Genomic DNA, 22789 nt, shown 5'->3' with positions numbered 1-22789 from the left:
GGAAAAATTCGACCTCCGGCTTCGGCTGCGTCGCTGGGAACAACGACCGCGGACCATCGTATCGCCCACTCCGGCGGGGCGACGGTCGTGGTGCCTTCCCCCGAGGTGCACGCGTGTGTGATGCTTGTTGGCGTGACGAGCATTCAGGTGGCCGACGAGACGTTCGTGGCGGCTGCACCGGCCTGCGCCGCGGACATCATCGGCGATCCGGCGCGCTGGCGCCGCTGGTGGCCGGACCTGCGACTGGACGTGGTCGAGGATCGCGGCGACGCAGGCGTCCGCTGGAGTGTGGCCGGTCCGCTCACCGGCACCATGGAGATCTGGTGTGAGCCCGTGCTGGACGGCTTCGTGCTGCACTACTACCTGCACGCCGAACCGTCGGCCCCGCTTCCGGCCGACCCCGCCGAATGCGCCGCCTACCTGGCCGAAGCCAACAAGCAGCGGCGGGTGGCGGGCAAGGAGATGTCCTTCGAATGCAAGTCGATCGCCGAGGCCGGCCGCGAGATCGGCGGACCCGCCGCCGCGGCTCCGGCCCGCGCGTGACCGGGATTCTGGGAGAATCGCACCATGGCCGACCGCACTGAACGTTCCACCGTCGTCAACGCCGACGTCGGCGACGTGATGGCGGTGATCGCCGACTTCGACCACTACCCGGAGTGGGTGGGCGCCGCGCGCGCCGTCACCGTCCTCGAACGCGACGATCAGGGGCGCGGCATCCGGGTCCGGTTCGAACTCGACGCCGGTGTGCTGGCCGACGTGTACGTGCTCGACTACGTGTGGGCCGACGACGGCGCCTCGGTGTCCTGGAACCTGGTCTCGTCCGACCTGCAGCGCGATCAGCAGGGCAGCTACCGGCTCCAGCAGCAGGTACCGGGCTCGACCAAGGTCACCTACACCCTCGCCGTGGACTTGAAGATCCCGATGATCAGCCAGCTCAAACGGCGCGCGGAACGCGCGATCACCGATGCGGCGCTCGACGACCTGAAGAAGAGGGTCGAAGGCTGATCGATCTCGCACCCATCCATCTGGTGCTCGGGGCCGGTGGCTCGGGCGTCTCGGTGCTCGCCGCAGCCGGGTCGATGGAGGCTGCCCGCTCCCGTCGCGGGGCCCGGCCGGCCGGTCCGCTCGCGCTGACGCCCGGCGGCGGCACCCTGCTGGTGACCGTCGATCCCCGGTCGAGTCTGCCCGACCGGCTCGGCGTGTTCCGGGTGCCGGGGGAGCCGGTGTCGGTGACCGCCGATCTGGACCTGCTGCACCTCGATCCGCTGGAGGTCAGCGAAGCGGCGTGGCGTGAGTTCGCGGCGGCCCTGGCCGCCATCGGATCCGGGCGCAGACTTCCCGTCGTCGGCACCCTCGCCGGCCTCGACGCCGGCGAACTGACGTCGCTTCCGGGAGTGCAGGAGTTTCTGCTTCTCCGCCGTATCCGGGACGCCGCGACCTCCGGCAAGTGGCAGCGGGTGGTCGTCGACCTGTCCGGGCCCACCGACCCCTTCGAGATGCTGCGTGCCCCGACCGCACTGGCCGCGATGATCGAACGGCTGTGGCCGCGGCATGGACGGCTGGCGGAGGCGACGGAGAAGGCGTATCTCGCGCAGCTCGCCGGCGCCGTCGAGGGGATCGACCGCGACTGCCGCGACCTGTCCGACCTGTTCGGCGACCCGGACTCGGTGGCCGTGCACCTGGCCGTCGACGGCGGCGACCGCGGTCTGCGGATCGCCCCCGAACATCTGGCGATCGCCGATCTGATGGGACTGCCGTTGCGGTCCGTCCTGGTCAACGCCGGTCCCGGTGGTCTGCCGACCGCCGAGGTCGCCGCCCGGATCCGAAGCACGCTCGGCGCGGAGTGCAGTGCCGTCGGGATCGTCGAGATCGCCGCGGCCGCCGATCCGCTGGAGCGGGTGGCGCGGATCCGGCGCCTCGGTGTGAGCCTGCCGGCGCCGGACGGGAATCCGCACGGATCGGCCGACGCACGGCTCGATCACCTGAGCGGGGAGGGCGTGGGCGCCGAGTACCGGCTCAGCTGGACGCAGGGTCTGCCCGACCCGGACCGGCTGGCTCTGGGCCGCTCCGCCGACGACCTGCTGGTGACCGTCTCGGGTTTCCGGCATCCGGTGCGTCTGCCTCCGGTGCTGCGCCGCTGTCTGGTGTCCGGCGCCGACTGGGACGGCCGGCGCCTCAACGTCACGTTCCGTCCGGATCCGGCGGTGTGGCCGAAGCGGGCCGGCGGGAACTGACCGACTCCGCACGCAGGTCGGCGACCTCCTCGCGGAGTCTGGCCACCTCGTCGGTCAGACGCAGCACCGCCGAATACGTCTGCTCCTCGACGGCCTCGGTCTCGGCGATCGCATCCATCAGCCACGAGGCGACGAACGCGGTCACCACACCGAGCAGGGCGATACCGGAGATCATCAGCACCGCGGCGATCAGCCGGCCGGTGACGGTCTCGGGCACGCGATCGCCGTAGCCGACGGTGGTCATCGTGGTGATGGACCACCACAGACCGTCGCCGACACCGTTGATGTTGGCGCCCGGATGCCCGCGCTCGGCCTCCGTGACGGCCAGCGACGACACGATCAGCAGCAGCATCGCGCCGCCGACCGCATAGACCACGACTCGGCCGCGCACCGACCGTGTTCCGGCCCGGTTCATCACCGACAGCACCGTGATCAGCCGCAGGAGCCGGAGTGGGCGGAGCATCGGAATGACGAGAATCGCCAGGTCGAACAGGTGATGGGTGAAGTACGACCGGCGGTCGTCGGCGCGCAGCAGACGGACCAGGTATTCGGCGATGAAGATCGCCCAGACGATCGCGGTGACGACGCTGCAGATCCGGCGTTCGGTTCCCGACAGGCCCGGCCAGAGGATCGGCGCGGCGTAGGCGGCGAGGAACGCCAGGGAGGCGCCGATCAGCAGCCATTCCCCGGCGTGCGATCGGAGACTGCGCTGAGCGAGGGCGCGGGTGTTCACCCTTCCAGCTTGGCAGAGTGTGATCCGGCGCATGCGGAGGTGGCCCGGCCGGGCGTGACCGTTACCATTACGGGGCTATGAGTGATGAGCAAAGCGCGGAAGGCACCGGGGGCGCAGCCGACCCGGTGCGCGAACTGCTGCTCGGACTCGCCGGCCAGATCGACCAGCTCGCCGGACTGCTCGGCGGTGCCGGCAAGGACGGCGTTCTCGACCTCGGCGACGCCGGCGGCGTGTTCGCCGGTCTGCTCGGCGAGGTCGATCATGTGATGACCGAGATCGGCGATCTGATCGCACGTCTGCTGGCCGCCCTGATCGCGGTTCTCGAGGCGATCGCCGACATGCTGCGCAAGGCCCCCGCGGAGTCGGGCCCGGTCAGCACGCCGTTCCAGTCGATTCCGGTGAGGATCACCGCGACCGACGTCAATCCGTGACAGGCTCGACGGTGTGAATGCGGCGGCCGTCGATCCCATGATCGGGATCGATATCGGCGGGACCAGTGTCCGCGCCTGCGTCGTGGACCGGCGCGGCGCTCTCCTCGACACCCTGCGGACCGCGACACCGCCGACGGCGGCCGCCCTCGACCACTGCCTGGACCGGCTCGTCGGCGAACTCCGTGACCGGTGGAGTGTCGGCGGGGTGGGGCTCGCGATCGCCGGATTCCTGTCCCCGGACTGCCGCACCGTGCATTTCGCCCCGCATCTGGCGTGGCGGGAGACGAACGTCGCCGAGGACATGGCCGCGCGGATCGGCCTGCCGGTGTTCGCCGAGCACGACGCCAACTCGGCGGCCATCGCCGAACAGTATTTCGGAGCCGCCTCCCGCGGCCGGAACACCCTGGTTCTGGCGCTCGGCACCGGGATCGGGGCCGGGATGCCGATGCACGGGGAGATCTATCGCGGCAGCTTCGGGGTGGCCCCCGAGTTCGGTCACCTGACCGTGGTGCCGGACGGCCGGCCGTGCGACTGCGGCAAACGAGGCTGTCTGGAGCGGTACTGCAGCGGCACCGGGCTGGTGGACACGGCCGTCGAACTGATGGCGCAGACCGAGGCGCCGAACTCGGTTCTGGTGGCCGAATCCGATGCCGACCCCGGCTCGCTGACCGGCCGGCGAGTGGCGGCCGCCGCCGTCGAAGGCGATCCGATCGCCCTCGCCGCGTTCTCGAACCTGGCCCGCTGGCTCGGCCAGGGACTGGCGATGATCGCCGACGTCTTCGACCCCGATCTGATCGTGATCGCCGGCGGTCTGGGCACCGCGTCGGCGCTGTACCTGGACGAGGCACGCGAACACTACGCGGCCATGGTCACCGGTGCCGGACACCGCCGCCTGGCGAAGATCCGGCCGACACAGCTCGGCGAGAACGCCGGGGTGATCGGTGCGGCCCAGGTGGCACGACTACGTCTGGCGGCGACTGCCGGGTAGCGGCTCCACACCGTCGCCGCAGCCAGTAGAGTGTGGTGCATTCGAGACCACCGGGTGTCAGGTGGTCGTGTGCGGGTTGTCGAGGGGAGAAGCCGCCGTGTTCTACTGGCTGATGAAGTACCTGGTCATGGGTCCGGCCCTGCGGATCATGGGCCGGCCGACCATCGAGGGCGTCGACAACCTGCCCAAGGAGGGCGCCGCGCTGATCGCCGGCAACCATCTGGCCGTCGTTGACTCCTTCTACTTCCCGTTGATGTCCCCGCGGCGCATTCTACTTCCTCGCCAAGTCGGAATACTTCACCGAGCCCGGCATCAAGGGCCGGTTCAAGAAGTTCTTCTTCTCCCAGTCCGGGCAGATCCCCATCGACCGTTCCGGTGCCGACGCGGCCGCCGACGCGCTCAACGCCGGCAAGAAGGTCCTCGAGCGCGGCGACATCCTCTGCCTGTACCCGGAGGGCACGCGATCGCCGGACGGCCGCCTCTACAAGGGCAAGACCGGGCTGGCGCGGCTGGCCCTGGAAACCGGTGTGCCGGTGATCCCGGTGGCGATGGTCGGCACCAACAAGATCAACCCGCCCGGGACGGTGCTGCCGCGCCCGACCAAGGTGACCGTCAAGGTCGGCGAGCCGATGGACTTCTCGCGGTACGAGGGGATGGCCGGCAACCGATTCATCGAACGGGCCGTCACCGACGAGATCATGTACGCGCTGATGCGTCTGGGTGGTCAGCAGTACGTCGACATCTACGCGGCCAGCCTCAAGGATCAGCCTGCGGCCGCACCGGCTGCGACCCCGCCGGCCGCCGGCACCGCCGCCTGACGGAACGGGTATCGCCACACGATCGTCAGGAAGGCGAGCGCCCACAGCACGTAGGCGTCGCCGATGAGGTGCTGCCACCAGCTCCACGTCGTGACGTCGTGCGGCATCAGCTGGAACGGACCGATCGCGAAGATCGCGATGCCGGTCGCCGCCAGCCCCGCATAGAGCCGTACGGTCGTCAGATCGCGGGACCGGGCGGCGACGACGATGCAGGCGAGAATCGCCGGCAGCGCCCACACCCAGTGGTGCGCCCAGGTGGTCGGCGAGACGAGCAGGCCCCAGAACGCGACGATCGACACGACCAGTACCGCGTCGACGTCGTCGCGGGCGTCCGCGCCGGGCGCGAACGCCGCGACCGGGCGGACGGAGATCAACGCCAGAACGGCCAGACCGGTCACCACCAGTGACGACAGCACCCAGGCCGCCGGCGCCGCCGGATTGTCGACCCCGAAGATCCGGAGCCAAGAGCCGTTCAGGTTCTGGTTGATGGGTCCCTCGGGCACCCCGATCCGGGTGGTGTGGAAGACGGTGTCGGTCCAGTACGTCTTCGAGTCGGCGGGAAGCCACGCCCACGCGACGCCGGCGGCCGCGACGAACGCGGCCAGGCCGGTCCAGAACGCCCGCCAGCGTCCGGCGGATGCGAAGACGGCCAGGAACACCAGCGGGGTCAGCTTGATCGCGGCGGACAGGCCGGTGAGCACACCGCGCAGGGGTGTGGCCGCCTCGTCGGACCGGCGCCGGCCGATCACGAACACGTCGGTGAGGATCAGCGCCATCAGGATGATGTTGATCTGGCCGAAGCCGAGGGTCATCCCGAACGGGTTGAACCAGACGGCGATCGCCGAGATCCACAGGGCCAGGACGATCCGGCCGCGCGATGTACCCACACGCAGGGCGCGCAGCACCACCCACATCGAATACGCCAGGCAGACGGCGCTGACGATCGAGATGAGGATGCCACCCACGTCCAGACCGACCTGACCGAGCGGGGTGAACACGAGCGCCGCGAACGGCGGATAGGTGAACGGCAGCCAGATGCCGTCCTGCGTGAACGGCAGCGAACCGTCCGCGTACAGGCTGATGCCGTGATGCCACAGCTGTCCGCCGAGCCGGTAGACGTCGAAGTCGAAACGGGTGCGGGTGCCGAAGCTGGAGGTGAACGGGACTCCGCTGATCTGCAGGACCGTCGACGCGGCGAACGCGAGCGCGGCGACGGCGAAAGCCACCGGACCCGGCCGCCACGTACGGAGGCGCTCCGGCGCGAACCGTTCGTTGCGGCCTGACATGCCGTTCACGGTAGTCGACCCGGCGCCCGGATCCCGCGCCACGCCCGTATCCTGCACGGGTGCGCTTCTTCTACGACTGCGAGTTCATCGAGGACGGGACCACCATCGATCTCGTCTCGATCGGCGTGGTCGGGGAGGACGGCCGCGAGTTCTATGCGGTGTCCACCGAGTTCGATCCCGGTAAGGCCGGTCCGTGGGTCCGCAACCACGTACTCGACAAGCTGCCGTCGCCGGCCGATCAGGCGTGGCGGAGCCGGCAGCGGATCCGCGACGACCTGTACGAGTTCCTGACCGGGGCACCCGGCCCGGTCGAGCTGTGGGCCTGGGTGGGCGCCTACGACCACGTGGTGCTGTGCCAGCTGTGGGGTTCGATGGTGGATCTGCCGCGGGAGCTGCCGCGCTTCACCCGCGAGCTCCGCCAGCACTGGGAGGCCGTGGGCAGTCCGCCCCTTCCGGCGACACCGAAGGACGCCCACAGCGCCCTCGCCGATGCCCGTCACAACCTGCGGCGATGGCAGGCGATCGAGGAGTTCACCGCCGGTTCGTGAGCCCGGTCTCTCCCCGCGGCCCTCGGCACTCGGACCGTCCGGCGCTCCGATACTGTGGATGCCGTGGTGAACTGGACCGTAGACGTGCCGATCGACGAACTGCCGGAGCTTCCTCCGCTGCCCGGAAAGCTGGCAGAGCGGTTCGACGACATGATCTCCCGGCCGGCCCTGCAACAGCCGAGCTGGCCCGCCGACGAGGCGCACAAGATGCGCACCGTGCTGGAGAGCGTTCCGCCGATCTGCATGCCGACCGAGGTGGAGAACCTCTTCGAGCAGTTGAGCGAGGTCGCGCAGGGGCGTGCGTTCCTGCTGCAGGGCGGCGACTGTGCGGAGACCTTCGCCGCCAACACCGAACCGCACATCACCGCCAACATCCGCACCCTGCTGCAGATGGCGGTGGTTCTGACCTACGGCGCGAGCATGCCGGTGGTCAAGGTGGCCCGCATCGCCGGCCAGTACGCCAAGCCGCGCTCGGCCGACAAGGACTCGTTGGGGCTGCTCTCGTACCGCGGCGACATGGTCAACGGCCTGGAGGCCGATGAGGCCACCCGCGTCCACGACCCGTCGCGGCTGGTGCGGGCGTACGCCAACGCCGCGGCCGCCATGAACCTGGTCCGCGCGCTCACCGGATCGGAGGCGCGTCTGGACCGCGTGCACGACTGGAACCGGGAGTTCGTGCGCACCTCGCCGGCCGGGGCCCGCTACGAGGCGCTCGCCGGCGAGATCGACCGCGGCCTCAAGTTCATGGAGGCGTGCGGCGTCCAGGACTCGAGCCTCGAGTCGACGCAGATCTTCGCCTCGCACGAGGCTCTGGTGATGGACTACGAGCGCGCCATGCTGCGGCTGGCCGACGATCCGAGGGGCGGCGACGAGCCCGTCCTGTACGACCTGTCGGCGCACTTCCTGTGGATCGGTGAACGGACCAGGCAGATCGACGGCGCGCACGTGGCCCTCGCCAACCTGATCGCGAATCCGATCGGTATGAAGATCGGTCCGGCCACGACGCCCGAACAGGCCGTCGAATACGTGAAGCTGCTCGACCCGGAGAACCGTCCCGGACGGCTGACCCTGGTGTCCCGTATGGGCAACGACAAGGTGCGCAGCGTTCTGCCGCCGATCGTGCAGGCCGTCGAGGCCACCGGTCACAAGGTGATCTGGCAGTGCGATCCCATGCACGGCAACACCCACACCGCGTCCAACGGCTTCAAGACCCGGCACTTCGATCGCGTGGTCGACGAGGTGCAGGGCTTCTTCGAGGTGCACCGTGCGCTCGGCACTCATCCGGGCGGTATCCACATCGAGCTGACCGGTGAGGACGTCACCGAATGCCTGGGCGGCGCCCAGGACATCTCGGACCTGGATCTGGAAGGCCGCTACGAGACGGCTTGCGATCCGCGACTGAACACCCAGCAGTCCCTCGAGCTGGCCTTCCTGGTCGCCGAGATGCTGCGCGGCTGACCTCAGCGGATCCAGTACATCCCGAGATTCCAGCCGGCCAGACAGGCGCCGGCCGCCACACCGAGGACCAGCAGCACCCAGATCATGGCGGTGATCGGGTTGCCGGTGTGGACCACGGGCAGGGGTTCGGCCGGATCGTCGTACGGGTCGTAGTCGGCGGGTGTGCGCGGCGGCGCCGCGATCCCCGCCGCCGGGGCCGCACGGCCGGCGGCGTAGGCGTGGTCGTCGACCGGGTCGTAGTCGTTCGCGTAGTCCGCGTAGTCGACGTCGCCGTCGTCGGGACCGTCGTCGTGGTCGTCATGGGGAGCATCGACGGCCGGCCGCTCCGGGCGCGCCACCACCGGCCGGGCGACGGCACTGGTGACCCGCGCCGACGCCTGGCGGGGTGCGGGCACGGTGAACGCCGGCAGTCCGAGCTCGTCGACGGCGTCGAGCAGTGCGTGCTGCATGGCGAAGCCGTCCGGGAAGCGGGCCGCCGGATCACGTTCGGTGGCGCGCAGCACGATCTCGTCGATCTCGGCCGGAACCCCGGCGATGAAGTCTCCCGGTGCCGGCACGTCGTAGGAGAGGCGCTGGTAGGCGAGCGCCAGCTGGGTGGATCCGGCGAACGGCTGCCGGCCGGTCAGCAGCTCGAACAGCAGGACCCCGGCCGAGTAGACGTCACTGCGGGCGTCGATGTCCGTGGACGTCACCTGCTCGGGCGACAGATAGGCGGCGGTGCCGAGGATGACGCTGGCCGAGGTGACGCCGGCCTCGTCGACGGCCCGCACCAGGCCGAAGTCGGCGACCTTCACATCGCCGGTGTCCGAGATCAGCACGTTCTCCGGCTTCACGTCGCGGTGCACCAGTCCGGCGCGGTGAGCGGTACCCAGGCCGCCGAGCATCGGGATGCCGACCGCGGCCACCGCATGCGGCGGCATCGGTCCGCGTTCGCGGAGGAGTTCACGGAGACTGCCGCCGCGCACCAGCTCCATCACCAGGAAGGCGATGTCGCCGTCGATGCTCTGGTCGTAGACGGCCACCAGACCGGGATGGCTCAGCCCGGCGACGGCGCGCGCCTCGAACTCGAAGCGGCGCAGGAACTGCGGATCGCCCACGTAACGCGAGTCCATCACCTTGACCGCGACCCGGCGTCCCAGCCGCTGATCGGTGCCGACGTAGACCGCCGACATGCCGCCCCGGGCGATGGGCGCGTCGATCCGGTAGCGGCGTTCCAGAACGCGGCCGAGCAGCGGATCGTCGGGGGTGGTCACGAAAGGAGAATCTACCGGTCGGCGCCTCGAATCCGGGGAGGCCGGGCGCCTGTCCGTTGCGACGGCCGCCGGCCTGGCATACTGTGCTGCGAATCACATCGAAGACCCTGGGGGGATCGTCCACCGTGCCTGATCTGACACAACTGCAGTTGCTCACCGAGCTCGAACCCGCCGCCGAGGCCGAGCTCAACCGGCACCTCTCCCAGGCCCGGTCCTGGCATCCGCACGACTACGTGCCGTGGGACGAGGGCCGGAACTTCGCGGCGATGGGCGGTGACGACTGGGAGGAGGGGCAGTCGCAGCTGTCGGACGTCGCCAAGGCGGCGATGACGCTCAACCTGCTCACCGAGGACAACCTGCCGTCCTACCACCGGGAGATCACCGAATACTTCTCACCGGACGGGGCGTGGGGCACCTGGGTGGGCCGCTGGACGGCCGAAGAGAACCGGCACGCCATCGTCATGCGCGACTATCTGGTGGTGACACGCGGTGTGGATCCGGTCGCCCTCGAGAACGACCGCATGACGAACATGACCAAAGGCGCCCATTCGGACGATCTGAGCGGTCTGCTGCGGGGTGTCGCGTACGTGACGGTGCAGGAACTCGGCACGCGGGTGAGCCACCGCAACACCGGCAAGGTGTGCAACGATCCGGTCGCCGACAAGATGCTGCAGCGGATCGCCGCCGACGAGAACCTGCACATGATCTTCTACCGGAACATCTGTGCGGCGGCCCTCGACCTGGCACCCGATCAGGCGATCGAGGCTCTGGCCGACGTCATCACCAACTTCGACATGCCCGGTATCGGCATGCCCAACTTCCGCCGCATGAGCCTGCTGATGGCGATGAACGGGGTCTACGACACCCGCCAGCACCTCGACGACGTCGTGAAGCCGGTGCTCCGCAAACTCCGCGTCTTCGAACGCAACGACTTCACCGGGCGCGGAGAGAAGGCGCGCGAAGAACTGGCGGCCTATCTGGAGAAGGCGGAGGCCGACGCGGTCCGCTTCGAAGAACAGCGGGATCGGTACCTGGAACGGCAGGCCCGCAAACGCGAAACCATGTCCGCCTGACGAGTCAGAAGGCCTGGGCCTGCGCGCGGCGGATCACTTCACGTGCCGAATGCGTGTGCAGGGCCTGCGCCGGGTGCATGCCGAGATCGTCCTGCACGGTGAAGAACCACTCGAGCGCGTCATCGCGCGTGTAGCCGCCGTCCAGCAGGATCGTCACCAGACCCTCGAAATGCTTGGCGAGCCCCCGATGACCGTCGTCGTCGCCGTCGCCGAAGAACAGGGCCGGAACGACGGGGACGCCGTCGCGGGAAGCGGCCAGCAGATTGTGGTCCCGGATCAACGTGCGCACTCGGCCCGGGGACACCCCGAGACGGTCGGCGACCTCATCGAGGTCGTAGACCTCGGCATCGTCGGGCAGGATTCCGGTGGACAAGGGGAGGGAACTCACGGTCCGCAACTCTACTTGAGGACCAGGGCGCGGGCGGCGTGACCGATCCGGCGACGCGCGGGGACCACGACGCGGGCGGCCATGACGTCGTGGCCGGCGTGTTCGATCTCGGTGAGGATGTCGCCGTAGGAGCGGGCGGCCGCGGCGATCGCGGGCCGGGTCCGGGCCGGCAGGGCGGCGATCGCGGGTGCCGTGCGCCGGTACTCGTCGCGGTTGACGGCGATCAGGTGCCGGACCGCCGCCCGCAGCGGCCGGCTCGTGGTGCGGCGAGCGGCATCCCGGTGCAGCACCTCCTCGTCGACTCCGAAGGCTTCGAGCACGTCGAGCGGCAGATAGATCCGGTCGCGCCACAGGTCTTCGGCGACGTCCCGCAGGAAGTTCGTGTGCTGGAACGCCACCCCGAGCAGGGCGGCGCCGGCGGTCACCTCGTCGCCGAGCCCGGCCGCGCCGAGCACCGGCAGCAACTGCAGGCCGATGACCGCCGCCGACCCGTACGTGTACTCACCGAGTTCGGCGATGGTGCGATAGCGGTTGCGGAACTCGGGGGTGCCGGGGACATCCATGCGCATGGAGTGCGTGAAGGCGTCGAAGGTCGCCGGATCGATCCCGAACCGGACGACCGCGTCGGCCAGGGCGAGCACCAGCCTCCGGCGGTCGGCGGGACCGGGGACCGGCTCGCCGGCCAGGGCGGACGCCAGCCCGTCCCGCAGATCGTCGAGTGCCCGGCCGCGGTCGGCGGGATCCGGGAAGCGGTCGGTGTCGACGACGTCGTCGGCGGTGCGGGCGAACCCGTACAGCGCGGCGACGGCGCGCCGGGACTCGGCGGGCAGCAGCCGCGACGCCAGATGGTAGGTCCGGCCGGCCCGGGCCATCAGCGTGTCGGCGAGGGCATAGCCGGCCGCCACGTCGGCCGGAGTCACGCGGCCGGGCGGGGCGGAGAGAACGCCCATCGGCCGAGAGCGCCGAGCCGCAGCGGGTCGTATCGCCGCAGGGAGACCGCCGCGAGCACCGCGAAAGCGAGCGCGATCAACGACTCGACCGGCTTGTAGAACAGGATCGAATCGTCCGGCTGGAAGGTGATCAGGAAGAAGACGCTGACCCCGACGACCAGCTGCCGCAGCCACATCGGCAGATCGAAGGCGACGGCGAACACCAGCGTCCACACGTAGTACCAGGGCAGCGTCGACGGTTCCAGTAACAGCACGGTGAGCATCGCCCAGGCGGTGCCGGCGATCGCGCGGCGCGCATCGGTACGGTAGCGCCACCACAGGACGACCAGGATCACCACCATGGCGACGCTGCCGATCGCGCGCGTCACCGGCAACACCTGCTGGAGATCCCAGACGTGGAACGGGGCCGCGACGTAGGTGACGATATGTCCCACCAGGGTCGGAATCGAGAACGGGTTGATGATCCGCGACGCCCACGACAACCCGTTGATCCAGCCGACACCGAGCCCGAGGGCCGCGGTGAACGCGCCGAACACCGCGGCCGGGATCAGCGCGGTGGCCGCCAGGATGCCGGCCACCGTGATCGGAGGCATCCGTTCGCCGGCCCGGCGCCGCTGGTCGAGCCACACCCAGAACATGAACGGGATCGCGACCGCGGCGGTGATCTTCACCGACGCGGCCAGCCCGAGCAGCGCGAGGCCGGCCACCGGCCGGCCGCTCAGCACCACCGCCGCACCGGCCGCGAGGAAGCCCATCATCAGCAGTTCGATGTGCGGCCCGGCCACCAGAATGCGTCAGCAGCATCGGATTGAGGGGGAGCAGCCACAACGCCATGCGCCTCGACGCGCCGAAACGGGCCGCGATCTTCGGCAGCGCCCACAGCGACAGCGCGAGACCGGGCAGCAGTACCAGCCGGGTCACGAAGACCCCGGCGATCGGGTTCTGCCCGGTGATCGCGACGACGCCGCGCATCAGCAGCATGAACGCCGGCCCGTACGGCGACGTGGTGGGCGCCCAGATCTGCGCCATCGAATCCACCAGCGGTCCCGGCGCGTGCGCCGGACCGTCGTAGTAGGGGTCGAATCCGGCGGCCAGCACGTTGGCCTGCGCCAGGTAGGCGTAGACGTCGCGGCTGAAGACCGGCACCGCGACCAGCATGGGGGCGGCCCAGGCGCCGACGGCGACGACGGTGCCGCGCACGGTGAGCGTCGACGTGCCGTTCAGGACGGCCCGCCCGATCCGCACCCAGGCGATCACCAGCAGAGCGACGCCCATCCAGAACAGGATCCACGCCAGAGTCTTCCCGTGCTCGTAGGTCAGCGGGGCCATGCCCAGGTCGGCGAGGGTCGCGTCGTTCCGGGGGATGTCCGCCAGGCCGTAGGTGCCCATGGTGAACGACACCGCACCGGTGAAACCGAGGAAGACGTCCGGGTCGCCGAGAGGCGTGGCCCGGAATCGGTCGGTGAGTCCGTCGACGTGGAGGCGGTTCATCGGACCGGCTCCCGCCGCGGCGCCGGGAGCCGCTCGATGACACGCTCGGCGGCCAGCTTCCCGGAGATCAGGACCGGCGGGATCCCGACGCCGGGCACGGTGGCGCTCCCCGCCAGGAACAGGTTGTCCAGGCCGGGCCAGACGTTGGCGGTGCGCAGAGGACCGGTCTGGCTCAGGGTGTGGGCGGCCGAGAACGGGGTGCCGGCCGGCAGTCCGTCGCGAAGCCAGGTGGCCGGGGTGTCGACCCGCAGCACCCGCATGCCGTCGAGGCCGGGATAGCCGCGACCGGCGAGGGTGGTCAGGACCTCGCCGGTGTAGGCGTCGGTCTCGGTGTCCCAGTCGATCGGCGCGGTCGCCAGATTGGGGGTGGGGGCGAGCACCGACACCGATTCCAGGCCGCCGGTGACGAAGGTTTCCGGATCACTGAGCGCGGCGCGGGTGAGGAGGTACGAGCCGTCGGTCATCCGCCTGCCGGGGCGCCGGGTCAGTTCGGCGAAGGTCTGCCTCCAGGCGGCACCGAAGTCGAGCGTGTGGTGCCCGGACCGCCAGCGGCCGGCGACGGCGGGATCGATCACCCCGTGGACGACGACGGCGCTCGGCGAATAGCGCAGACGCCGCCGGGACCGAGCGCCCAGCAGCTGCGCCGCCCGGTCGCGTTCGGTGGTCACGACGACCGCATCGGCCGCCATCGTCCGGCCTGCGGCGCGCACACCGGTCGCGCGGCGGCCCGCGGTGTCGATCGCGGTGACGGGGGTGTCGTAGGCGACGGTCACGCCCGCGTCGGTCACCGCGTCGGCCAGCACCCGGCCGATCCGGCCCATGCCGCCCGCCGGGTACGACAGTCCACGACCCAGATCCATGTCGGCGATGATCGCGTAGATCGCCCGCGCCCGCTCCGGGGGGACGCCCGCATAGAGGGCCTGGAACGTGAACGCGCGCTGGACGCGTTCGTCGTCGACGAACCGGGACACCGCACCGGTCAGTCCGCCGAGGGTGCCGAGCCGCAGCAGTGCGGCGGCGGAGCGGCGGGTGGGTGCCGCGGCGAGGTCGCGCAGGCCGCGGTAGTTGCGGTCGATGAAGACGTCGAACTCGGCGTCGTACACCTGCCGCAGCCAGTCGAGCAGGTCGCGCGTGCCGCGGCCGGCCGCCGGGCCGAACGCGGCGGCGACGGCGTCGGGGATCGCGTCCGGATCGTGCGGAAAGGCCAGTGACGACCCGTCGGCGTAGTTCATGACGTAGCCCGGATCGATCGGGCGCAACGCCAGCCGCTCGCGGGCATCGTCGGCGGACAGTCCGAGCGCGCCGAGAGCGTCCACGATCAGCCCGGGCATGGTGAGCACGGTGGCGCCGGTGTCGAAGCGGTGACCGTCGATCGTCTCGGTGCGGACCAGTCCGCCGGGTGCCGAGCCGGATTCGAAGACGGTCACCTCGTAGCCGCGCCCACGCAGGCGGGCGGCCGCCGCCAGCCCGGACAGACCGGCGCCGACGACGGCGATATGCGGTGCGGCGGTCATGTCAGGTCTGCCGGTGGGAGATGCGGTGGGCCAGGGCGGTCAGATCGTCGCGGGCGGCGGCATCGACGGGAAGGGCCGCGATGCCGTCCAGAGCCGACCTCAGCAGGGTGTCGATCTGGGTCTCCACCGCGGCGAGCGCACCGGATCCGGTGACGATCCCGCGCGCGGCCGCCAGCTCATCGGCGGACAGAGCGTGGCCCAGCAGCGACCGCAGCACGTCGGCCTGCGCGGTATCGGTGGCCTCCAGCGCCTGCGCGATCAGCACGGTCCGCTTACCGGCGACCAGATCGTCGCCGGACGGTTTGCCGGTCTCCGCCGGATCGCCGAACGCGCCCAGGACGTCGTCGCGCAACTGGAAGGCGAGACCGAGATCGGTGCCGATCACGCGGAGGGCGGCGCCGAGTCCGGGTGACGCCCCGGCGAGGGCGGCACCGAGTTCCAGCGGGCGCGCCACGGTGTAGGCGGCGGTCTTGTACTCCATCACCCGGTAGGCGGCGGTGATCGACTCGTCACCGGACACCTCGTTGGTGATGTCGAGCAGCTGACCCCCCAGCACCTCGGTGCGCATTCGGGACCAGAGACGGCCGACGCGCGGCGACAGGGGACGTGGATCGGGACCGGCCTCCGGTGCCGGGGTGTAGCCGTGGACGAGGTCGTCCGCCCAGGCCAGAGCGAGGTCGCCGGCGAGGATCGCCACCGACGTTCCATGATGCGCGGCGTCACCGGACCAGCCGGCCTCCCCGTGCCGCGCCTCGAACACCCGATGCACGGTGGGGCGGCCCCGGCGCGTGTCCGACCGGTCCAGGATGTCGTCGTGGATCAGGGCGCACGCCTGGATGAGCTCGATCGCCGCGCAGACGCGCAGGGTCTCGTCCTCGGTGGCGCCCGGCGCCGACGGTGCCGGACTCTCGGTGACCCCGCAGCGCCACCCGGTGTGCACGAAGAGCGGCCGGATCCGTTTGCCGCCGCCCAGCACGAAGTCCTGCACGACGTCGCCGGCATCGCCGACCGTCGGATAGATGGCGTTCAGGGTGGGAGCGGTGCCGGCGAAGAACGCGGTGAGCACGTCGTCGACGGCTCCCGGCACCTCCTGCAGACTCAGCACGATCGCCAGCCTACCGGGGTGGGTAGCGATTCCCGGCAGCGGTCAAATCGGTCGCCGTCGCTGCACAAAACCCCGTCTCCGACTCGGCCGGTCGCGGGGTGCGCCCGTATGATCGGGCGCGTGAGTGCAACCGAGAACCCCGGCCGGCAGTCGTCTGTCGTGCAGCGGCTGGCCGCCCCGCACAGCGGCCCCGTGCCGTTCTCCGTGGAGTTCATGCCGCCCAAGACCTCCGACGACGAGGCCCGGCTGTGGCATGCGGTGCGCACCTTCGAGCGGATGAACCCGGCCTTCGTGTCGCTGACCTACGGCGCCGGCGGGTCCACCCGGGAGCGCACCACCCGGATCGCCGGAGAACTGGCCACCACCACGACCCTGACGACGGTGGCTCACCTGACCGCGGTCAACCACAGCATCGCCGAACTGCGCGGCCTGATCGGCGCGTACGCGGCCGAGGGCATCACCAACATCCTGGCGCTGCGCGGCGACCCGCCCGGCGATCCGCTGGGTGAGTGGGTGGAGCATCCCGACGGTCTGCGTTACGCCTCCGAACTCGTCGAACTGATCGATTCGCTGGGAGAGTTCCACGTCGGCGTCGCCTCCTTCCCGGAGGGACACCATCGGGCGCCGAACCTGGCCGCCGACACCGGCAACCTGGTGCGCAAGCTGCGGGCCGGCGCCGAGTACTCGGTCAGCCAGATCTTCTTCGACGTCGAGGACTACCTGCGGCTGCGTGACCGGGTGGTCGCCGCCGATCCCGAGCAGGGCGCCAAGCCGCTGATCCCGGGCCTGATGCCGATCACCTCGCTCGCCAGCGTGCGGCGCATGGTGCAGCTGTCCGGCAGTGCGCTTCCCGCCGACGTCGAGGAACGGCTGGCGCGGGCGGCCGGCGACGGTCCCGAGGAGGATCGGGCCGCGGTGCGCGAGGTCGGTATCGATCTGTGCACCGAGATGTCCGAGCGGCTGATCGCCGAGGGCGCCCCGTGCCTGCACTTCTGCAGCCTCAACTTCGCCCGTGCCACCAGCGAGGTGCTGGAGCGGCTGGGCATCGATACGCGGGGCGCGCTCACCCCGGCCTGACGGGAGTCAGGAGGCCGGTTCGGTCTCCGGCTTCCCGGTCGCCGTCTCGCCGCCCGGACCGGACGGCGCCGATTCCGGCTTCGGCGGAACGTAGCGCGGTGACGAGGTGTCACGGAAGCGGTAGGCCAGCCAGGCGACGGCCGCGATGATCAGACCGCAGAGCAGCACCACGAACGTGGTCCAGCTGGGCATGGCCGCAGTCGCCGGGTCCGGATACTTCGCGTCGGCGATGAACTGCACGTTCTGACCGGGCTCGGGATTCCACGACACCGAGTCGTCGCCGGCCGGATTGCCGTTCGACGAGACGACCGGTCCGGTGAAGTCGACGTTGATCGAGATGTAGTAGGTGGCGGCGTTCAGCCCGGCCAGGGCCGCACCGCCGCGCAGGCGCACGATGTCGCCGCTGCGGTTGGCGGTCAGATCGACCGTGGCCCCCGAGTCGAGCGCGGTGGAGACGATGTCGCCGAGCTGGGAGAACTGGCCGGCGGTCAGATCGGTGAAGGTCAGGCGCGAGCCGGTCTTGCCCGACGACGGGGACTTCGTGTCCTGGCCGTTGTTCTGCCCGGTCTGGTCGCCGTCCGAACCGTTGGCGGCGGGGTACGGGGTCACCTGCACCGATCCGCTCATCGACGCCGGGACGTCGAAGGTCGGGGTCGTGCCCGCATCGGGGCTGGCGGCCACCACCACGAAGCCGGAGAACTGATCGCCCACGTTCACCGACTTGGTGCAGCCGGCGAGCAGCGGCACCAGGGCGAGCAGCGCGACGGCCACCCACGCCGGGATACGGCGCGACGGGCGTCCGGCCGGACGGGGAGAGATCGATGGCACGTTCCACATCGTGCCAGACCCGCGCGGAGAATCGGGGCAGGCGCGTCAGCGGGTGAGCGGACTCTGCCGCGGAACGGGGGAGGCCGACAACGGCAGCCGACGGCCGAGGAAGGCGAACGGCCGGGGATCCCCGGCGAAACCGTAGTCGCGCAGGACGTCGACGAAACCGAGCCGGCGGTACAGCGACCAGGCGCGGTTCTCCTCGCCGGGAACCTCGGGCGTCGACAGCAGGACAGCGGACTCGGGCCGGCCGGCGAGCAGCCGTGTCAGCAGCGCCTCGCCGATACCGCGGCCCTGCGCCATCGGGTGCACGTGCAGCTCGGTCAGTTCGAAGTAGTCGTCGGCGACGGCCGCGATCTGCGCCGGCGTGCGGCCGGCCTGCCGGAGCCCGTTGCGCAGCTGGCGGTTCCACCACTGGTCCGGCCGGCCGGTGTAGCCGTAGGCGACGCCCACCAGCACATCGCGGTCGCCGGGCGCCCACGGAGCGTGGACGTGGAGACGGCTGTAGGCGGGACGCAGCACGTCCATCGCCGAGGCGCTGCTGATCGCCGCGACCGCCGACCAGCCGGGACGGCGGATGTGGTCGCGCCACAGCGCCGCCCGGGTGTGTTCGGTGCCGCGGGGATAGTTCATGGCGGTCACGTAGGTGTAGACGGCCGGATCCAGCCAGATGTGCGCATCCGCGGCGGGCAGGGACACGAGTCGGACGGACATCGGCTCCTCCCCGGTCGCGGTCGTGGGCGTTCGTTCTCGGCGTTCGACGAGCCTATACGGCGCCGGAGGCGTCGTTTGCCGTCGGGCGCGATGCGGCGCTACGCTGAGCGGTATCGAACGTCAGTTCGATACCCGGGCCGGCCGGTGGGGAAGACGCCGGCCGGCCCGCCGGGGTTCGGGCCTGGCCGAACGGACCCGGCCGAACGGAATTGTCGTAGCCGCGTGAGACGTTGTCGGGGAATCAAGGACGACCCCGAAACGGAGGTGGACGCGGACATGGCGCGTTCGGAGACGACGAACCTCGACCCGCAGGTGGTGCACCGGAGCCGGGATCTGCTCGAGCGGGCGGAGCTGCTGTTCGACGAGGCGGCCGGCATCGAGGACGACGGTGCGGAGCGGTTCCGCATCTTCTATCTGGCGGCGATCCGCGCTGCCGGCGCCGTGCTCGCGGTGTACGAGCCGCCGCGACCGGTCCGCCGGCGCCGCGACGCGCGGGACGCCTGGAGCCGGATCCGGGCGGTGGCTCCGCAGTACTCGGAACTGGCCGACTACTTCGGTGGGCTGTCCCAGATGCGGGAGCGGGTGGAGACCGGCCTGGTCCGCCACGTCGACGACACCCTGTGCGCCCGGGTGGAGCGTCGCGCCGTGGAGTTCCTGGACGCCGCCGACGAGACTCTGCTCGCCTATGAGCAGGGTCGTGAAGGTAATGGTGGTCGCCGGGCCGATCTGCTCGTATCATGAAGGGAGCGGATGCGCCGGACAGGCGGTCCGCATCCAGACGGTGAAGGAGGGCGCGGTGCCGCTTTCGGAGCATGAACAGCGAATGCTCGACGAGATCGAGAGTGCGCTGTACGCCGAGGACCCGAAATTCGCGTCCACTGTCAGTAAGAAGCAGCGGACCGCGCGCCCGGGTGGGCGCCGCCGCTGGCAGGCGGCGCTCCTCATGGTCGTCGGCCTCGCCCTGCTGATCGGCGGCCTGATGGTCGACATCCAGGTCGGCGACTTCAAGATCCTCAGCCTGATCGGCTTCCTGGTGATGTTCGCCGGTGGCCTGCTCCTGCTGATCGGTCCGCGTACCGGCTCGGCACCGGCCGAGAAGTCCGAGCGTGCCCGCGCGCACGCGCGCGGTTCGTCGCGAGGCTCGTTCAGCGCGCGCATGGAGGACCGGTTCAATCGCCGGTTCGATCAGGACGGCCGCTGACCGTTTTCTCTGCCGCCGCCCGCTGACGGGCCGGCCGGCCCACTGACCTGACACGGGGTCGTGGTCTCCACAGGGAGACCACGACCCCGTTTTCGTGCGTTCCCCACCTCGCCCCACCTTTTTCACCCACTTTGCCCCACCTCTGGGGATCAACAAGCTCATTAGCCTCTTTAATCGCCTGAAATCACAGATCAATCCACCGACACGCGAGGGTTTCGGACGTGGATTTCCTGAGAATCGCCCCGGACAGATGGCCTTTGACCTGCATAGATATGTCACAGGTGTGGGGAAGTGGGGAACTAGGGGTGGAAAGTGGTGGAAAGTGGGGTAATCTGACTGACATCGGCGAGGAGGTCATCCGGAGATCTCCACACCGGTTCGGCAAGGAGGTGGCGACATGGGGGGATTCGTCGGCACCTACTCACCGAAGCTCGATGACAAGGGGCGACTCACGTTGCCCGCCAAGTTCCGCGAGGCACTGTCAGGAGGGGTCGTGGTCAGCAAAGAACTCGATCACAGCCTGTCGGTGTACCCGTCGGAGGAGTGGGACGTCATCGCCGGGAAGCTCTCGCAGGCCTCCCGGAACAATCCCGCCACCCGCGCCTTCGTCCGCATGAAGCTGGCGAACGCCGACGAGCAGAAGCTCGACGGCCAGGGCCGGGTGAACCTCTCGACGGATCTCCGCTCCTGGGCGGAGCTCACCAAGGAATGCGTGGTCATCGGGCAGTACGACCATTTGGAGATCTGGGGCGCCGCCCGCTGGGAGGCGTACCAGAACGAGTACGAGGACTCGCTCGCGGAGGCCGGTTCGGCCGCCCTGGACGACGTCCTCTGACAGAAGTGAAGAACTGGTCCGCTGCGGTGAGACGAGGCCTCGGCCCGATCGACCCTGACGTACTTCCCCAACGCCAGGTGCGTATCGGGCGGGGACCCCGCCTCACCGCAGACCGGTTCTTCACCCCCGAATCCTCCGCAGTCAAGACCAGCAGGGTGGTGACAGTGTCCGACTCCGGTGACCAGTCGAACGCCCCGCATATCCCGGTCATGGCCGAGCGGATGTTCGAGCTCCTCGAGCCGGCACTGACCCGGCACGACCCCAACGCCGCCGGCGCGGTCCTCATCGACGGCACCCTGGGAGCCGGTGGACACGCCGAGTACTTCCTGCAGCGACTGCCCGGCCTGCAACTGCACGGCATCGACCGGGACGAGAACGCCCTTGAACTCTCCCGGGAGCGACTGGCCCCCTTCGGCGACCGCGTGCACCTTCACCACGCCCGCTACGACCAGATCGCCGAGGTCGCCGAGACCGCCGGCCTGACCGGTGTCGACGGCGTGCTCCTCGACCTCGGTGTCTCGTCGATGCAGCTCGATCAGCCCGAACGCGGCTTCGCCTACGCGGTCGACGCGCCCCTGGACATGCGGATGGACTCCCAGGAGGGGATGACCGCCGCCGACGTGCTCAACACCTACGACCACGGCGCCCTGGCCCGCATCCTCAGCGAATACGGCGAAGAGCGGTTCGCCGGCAAGATCGCCTCAGCGGTGGTCCGGGAGCGCGAGATCGAACCGTTCACCACCAGCGGCCGGCTCGTCGAACTGCTCTACGCCACCATCCCGGCCGCCACCCGGCGAACCGGGGGACACCCCGCCAAGCGGACCTTCCAGGCACTCCGGATCGAGGTGAACCGCGAACTGGACTCGCTGCGCGCCGTCGTGCCGGCGTCCCTGGAGCTCCTCACCGTGGGTGGCCGGCTCGCCGTGATGAGTTACCAGTCGCTCGAAGACCGCATCGTCAAACGCGACTTCGCGCAGGCCGTACGCAACACGACACCGGCCGGACTCCCGATGGACCTTCCCGGAACCGCGGCACGATTCTCGCTGGTCACCAGGGGTGCGGAGCAGGCGGATGCCCGGCAACGCGAACTGAACCCGCGATCGGCGCCGGTGCGGATCCGCGCGATCGAGCGGATCGCACCCGAACAGCCCACCACCGACCACCACGACACAGAGAGGACGCGGCGATGACCCTCCTTGCCGATCGCCCGGCCTCGACCGGAACCCGGACCACCCGCACCGCCTCGCACCCGGCACCGCGCCCGTCCCGGCGCCGTGCCGTGCCGCAGACCCCGGCCACGCCGGCCGGGATGTGGACCAGCCTGCGCCGCATCCCGTTCATCGTGCCGATCCTGTTCATGGTGATCGCGGCACTCGGTCTCACCCTCTACCTGTCGACCAAGGCCGCGCAGGACTCCTACTCCCTCGAATCGGTTCGGCGAGAGAACCAGCTGCTCACCGACAAGCGTGACGAACTGAAGAAGACCGCCGACATGGGCGCCTCGTCACCCGAACTCGCCGACGCGGCCGCCAAACTCGGCATGGTGCCGATGGAGGGCGCCGCTCATCTGGTGGTGGGCGCCGACGGCAAATCACATCTGAAAGGCGAGCTCACGCCCGCCCAGGGCAAGGCGCTCGGCTCGCTGAACCCCGAACCCGACCCGGTCGCCGACGTCGACGCCAGCAAGGTCGACGACTCGACCGGGCTCGACGGGAGCCCGGCCCCGACGACCGCTCCCGCCGCCGACCACGACACCCCGGCCCCGGCGACGGCGGCTCCGTCGGACGCGCCGGCACCGAATGTCCTGCCGTCGTCTGCCGCCACGCCGGACCGCAATGCGGCCCGGGCGCGCTGACGCACGGGA

24 protein-coding genes and 2 pseudogenes are annotated in these 22789 nt (G+C 70.2%); 15 read left to right on the top strand and 11 right to left on the bottom strand.

Going from position 1 to position 22789, the window contains the following annotated elements; translation table 11 throughout:
- Positions 1-117 precede the first annotated feature (117 nt).
- Genes QM774_RS05915 through QM774_RS05905 form a run of 3 tightly spaced genes read left to right on the top strand, consistent with a single transcriptional unit; the run spans position 118 to position 2234 of the window.
- Positions 118-543 carry a hypothetical protein gene (locus QM774_RS05915; protein ID WP_414974993.1) on the top strand — a complete coding sequence of 142 codons (426 nt, stop codon included), beginning with the start codon at positions 118-120 and terminating at the stop codon, positions 541-543.
- A gap of 24 nt (positions 544-567) precedes the next feature.
- Positions 568-1005, top strand: coding sequence for an SRPBCC family protein (locus QM774_RS05910; protein WP_414974992.1), 438 nt, complete (start codon positions 568-570; stop codon positions 1003-1005).
- A 20-nt stretch (positions 1006-1025) separates the two neighbouring features.
- A complete protein-coding gene (locus QM774_RS05905) occupies positions 1026-2234 on the top strand; it encodes an ArsA-related P-loop ATPase (protein WP_414976603.1) in 1209 nt (402 codons plus the stop codon).
- Here the strand turns inward: QM774_RS05905 and QM774_RS05900 are convergent.
- Entirely contained in the window at positions 2182-2967 is a 786-nt protein-coding gene (locus QM774_RS05900; RefSeq protein ID WP_414974991.1) for a potassium channel family protein, read from the bottom strand. The two genes, QM774_RS05905 and QM774_RS05900, sit on opposite strands and share 53 nt — an antisense overlap.
- Positions 2968-3044: 77 nt before the next feature.
- Here QM774_RS05900 and QM774_RS05895 point away from each other — a divergent pair, with 77 nt between their 5' ends.
- The 3 genes and pseudogenes from QM774_RS05895 (at position 3045) to QM774_RS05885 (ending at position 5204) form a co-directional block, all read left to right on the top strand.
- A complete protein-coding gene (locus tag QM774_RS05895; protein WP_414974990.1) occupies positions 3045-3398 on the top strand; it encodes a hypothetical protein in 354 nt (117 codons plus the stop codon).
- A gap of 37 nt (positions 3399-3435) precedes the next feature.
- Positions 3436-4386: an ROK family protein gene (locus tag QM774_RS05890; protein WP_414974989.1), complete on the top strand. Its 951-nt coding sequence runs from the start codon at positions 3436-3438 to the stop codon at positions 4384-4386.
- 97 nt (positions 4387-4483) lie between these two features.
- A pseudogene (locus QM774_RS05885) lies at positions 4484-5204 on the top strand (lysophospholipid acyltransferase family protein).
- Here QM774_RS05885 and QM774_RS05880 read toward each other — a convergent pair.
- Positions 5150-6490, bottom strand: a complete 1341-nt coding sequence (locus tag QM774_RS05880) for a glycosyltransferase 87 family protein (protein WP_414974988.1) — start codon at positions 6488-6490, stop codon at positions 5150-5152. The pseudogene QM774_RS05885 and the gene QM774_RS05880 overlap by 55 nt on opposite strands.
- 59 nt (positions 6491-6549) lie before the next feature.
- Here QM774_RS05880 and QM774_RS05875 point away from each other — a divergent pair, with 59 nt between their 5' ends.
- Entirely contained in the window at positions 6550-7038 is a 489-nt protein-coding gene (locus QM774_RS05875; RefSeq protein ID WP_414974987.1) for a polyadenylate-specific 3'-exoribonuclease AS, read from the top strand.
- Positions 7039-7101: 63 nt separating this feature from the next.
- On the top strand, positions 7102-8496 hold the full coding sequence (locus tag QM774_RS05870) for a class II 3-deoxy-7-phosphoheptulonate synthase (protein WP_414974986.1): 1395 nt from the start codon (positions 7102-7104) through the stop codon (positions 8494-8496).
- Between the two features lie 2 nt (positions 8497-8498).
- Here QM774_RS05870 and QM774_RS05865 read toward each other — a convergent pair whose 3' ends face one another.
- Complete coding sequence (locus QM774_RS05865) at positions 8499-9749, bottom strand: protein kinase domain-containing protein (protein ID WP_414974985.1); 1251 nt, start codon at positions 9747-9749, stop codon at positions 8499-8501.
- A 125-nt stretch (positions 9750-9874) separates the two neighbouring features.
- On the opposite strand from QM774_RS05865, the gene QM774_RS05860 reads away from it, so the two are divergent.
- A complete protein-coding gene (locus QM774_RS05860) occupies positions 9875-10822 on the top strand; it encodes an acyl-ACP desaturase (protein ID WP_414974984.1) in 948 nt (315 codons plus the stop codon).
- Positions 10823-10826: 4 nt separating this feature from the next.
- Here the strand turns inward: QM774_RS05860 and QM774_RS05855 are convergent, their stop codons facing one another.
- From QM774_RS05855 to QM774_RS05830, 6 genes and pseudogenes are all read right to left on the bottom strand, one after another.
- Positions 10827-11210: an Rv2175c family DNA-binding protein gene (locus QM774_RS05855; RefSeq protein WP_414974983.1), complete on the bottom strand. Its 384-nt coding sequence runs from the start codon at positions 11208-11210 to the stop codon at positions 10827-10829.
- A gap of 11 nt (positions 11211-11221) precedes the next feature.
- On the bottom strand, positions 11222-12160 hold the full coding sequence (locus QM774_RS05850) for a phytoene/squalene synthase family protein (RefSeq protein ID WP_414976602.1): 939 nt from the start codon (positions 12158-12160) through the stop codon (positions 11222-11224).
- Positions 12127-12945: a polyprenol phosphomannose-dependent alpha 1,6 mannosyltransferase MptB gene (gene mptB, locus QM774_RS05845; protein WP_414974982.1), complete on the bottom strand. Its 819-nt coding sequence runs from the start codon at positions 12943-12945 to the stop codon at positions 12127-12129. Before mptB (QM774_RS05845) ends, QM774_RS05850 begins: the two co-directional genes overlap by 34 nt.
- A gap of 64 nt (positions 12946-13009) precedes the next feature.
- Positions 13010-13549 (bottom strand): annotated as a pseudogene (gene mptB, locus QM774_RS05840) (polyprenol phosphomannose-dependent alpha 1,6 mannosyltransferase MptB); the annotation flags it as partial.
- A gap of 98 nt (positions 13550-13647) precedes the next feature.
- Positions 13648-15165, bottom strand: a complete 1518-nt coding sequence (gene crtI, locus QM774_RS05835; RefSeq protein WP_414974981.1) for a phytoene desaturase family protein — start codon at positions 15163-15165, stop codon at positions 13648-13650.
- 1 nt (position 15166) lies between these two features.
- A complete protein-coding gene (locus QM774_RS05830; protein ID WP_414974980.1) occupies positions 15167-16270 on the bottom strand; it encodes a polyprenyl synthetase family protein in 1104 nt (367 codons plus the stop codon).
- A 120-nt stretch (positions 16271-16390) separates the two neighbouring features.
- Here QM774_RS05830 and QM774_RS05825 point away from each other — a divergent pair, with 120 nt between their 5' ends.
- Positions 16391-17347, top strand: coding sequence for a methylenetetrahydrofolate reductase (locus QM774_RS05825; protein ID WP_414974979.1), 957 nt, complete (start codon positions 16391-16393; stop codon positions 17345-17347).
- A 6-nt stretch (positions 17348-17353) separates the two neighbouring features.
- Here the strand turns inward: QM774_RS05825 and QM774_RS05820 are convergent, their stop codons facing one another.
- Together QM774_RS05820 and QM774_RS05815 are read right to left on the bottom strand one after the other, a co-directional pair.
- A complete protein-coding gene (locus QM774_RS05820) occupies positions 17354-18175 on the bottom strand; it encodes an LppM family (lipo)protein (RefSeq protein ID WP_414974978.1) in 822 nt (273 codons plus the stop codon).
- A gap of 45 nt (positions 18176-18220) precedes the next feature.
- Positions 18221-18889 carry a GNAT family N-acetyltransferase gene (locus QM774_RS05815; protein ID WP_414974977.1) on the bottom strand — a complete coding sequence of 223 codons (669 nt, stop codon included), beginning with the start codon at positions 18887-18889 and terminating at the stop codon, positions 18221-18223.
- A gap of 276 nt (positions 18890-19165) precedes the next feature.
- On the opposite strand from QM774_RS05815, the gene QM774_RS05810 reads away from it, so the two are divergent.
- The 5 genes from QM774_RS05810 (at position 19166) to QM774_RS05790 (ending at position 22780) form a co-directional block, all read left to right on the top strand.
- Positions 19166-19630, top strand: a complete 465-nt coding sequence (locus QM774_RS05810) for an SAV_6107 family HEPN domain-containing protein (protein WP_414974976.1) — start codon at positions 19166-19168, stop codon at positions 19628-19630.
- A gap of 55 nt (positions 19631-19685) precedes the next feature.
- Entirely contained in the window at positions 19686-20090 is a 405-nt protein-coding gene (locus QM774_RS05805) for a DUF3040 domain-containing protein (RefSeq protein WP_414974975.1), read from the top strand.
- A gap of 397 nt (positions 20091-20487) precedes the next feature.
- Complete coding sequence (gene mraZ / locus QM774_RS05800) at positions 20488-20925, top strand: division/cell wall cluster transcriptional repressor MraZ (RefSeq protein WP_414974974.1); 438 nt, start codon at positions 20488-20490, stop codon at positions 20923-20925.
- 209 nt (positions 20926-21134) lie between these two features.
- Positions 21135-22115, top strand: coding sequence for a 16S rRNA (cytosine(1402)-N(4))-methyltransferase RsmH (gene rsmH, locus QM774_RS05795; RefSeq protein ID WP_414976601.1), 981 nt, complete (start codon positions 21135-21137; stop codon positions 22113-22115).
- A complete protein-coding gene (locus QM774_RS05790) occupies positions 22112-22780 on the top strand; it encodes a hypothetical protein (RefSeq protein ID WP_414974973.1) in 669 nt (222 codons plus the stop codon). The genes rsmH and QM774_RS05790 overlap by 4 nt, the downstream gene beginning before the upstream one ends.
- The last annotated feature ends 9 nt before the right edge of the window (positions 22781-22789 follow it).

Origin of the sequence: Gordonia sp. (in: high G+C Gram-positive bacteria), from assembly GCF_047600565.1 — a bacterium.
Taxonomy (GTDB): domain Bacteria; phylum Actinomycetota; class Actinomycetes; order Mycobacteriales; family Mycobacteriaceae; genus Gordonia.
Note: the sequence above shows the minus strand (reverse complement) of the source record. Positions and strands in the feature narration are given on the sequence as shown.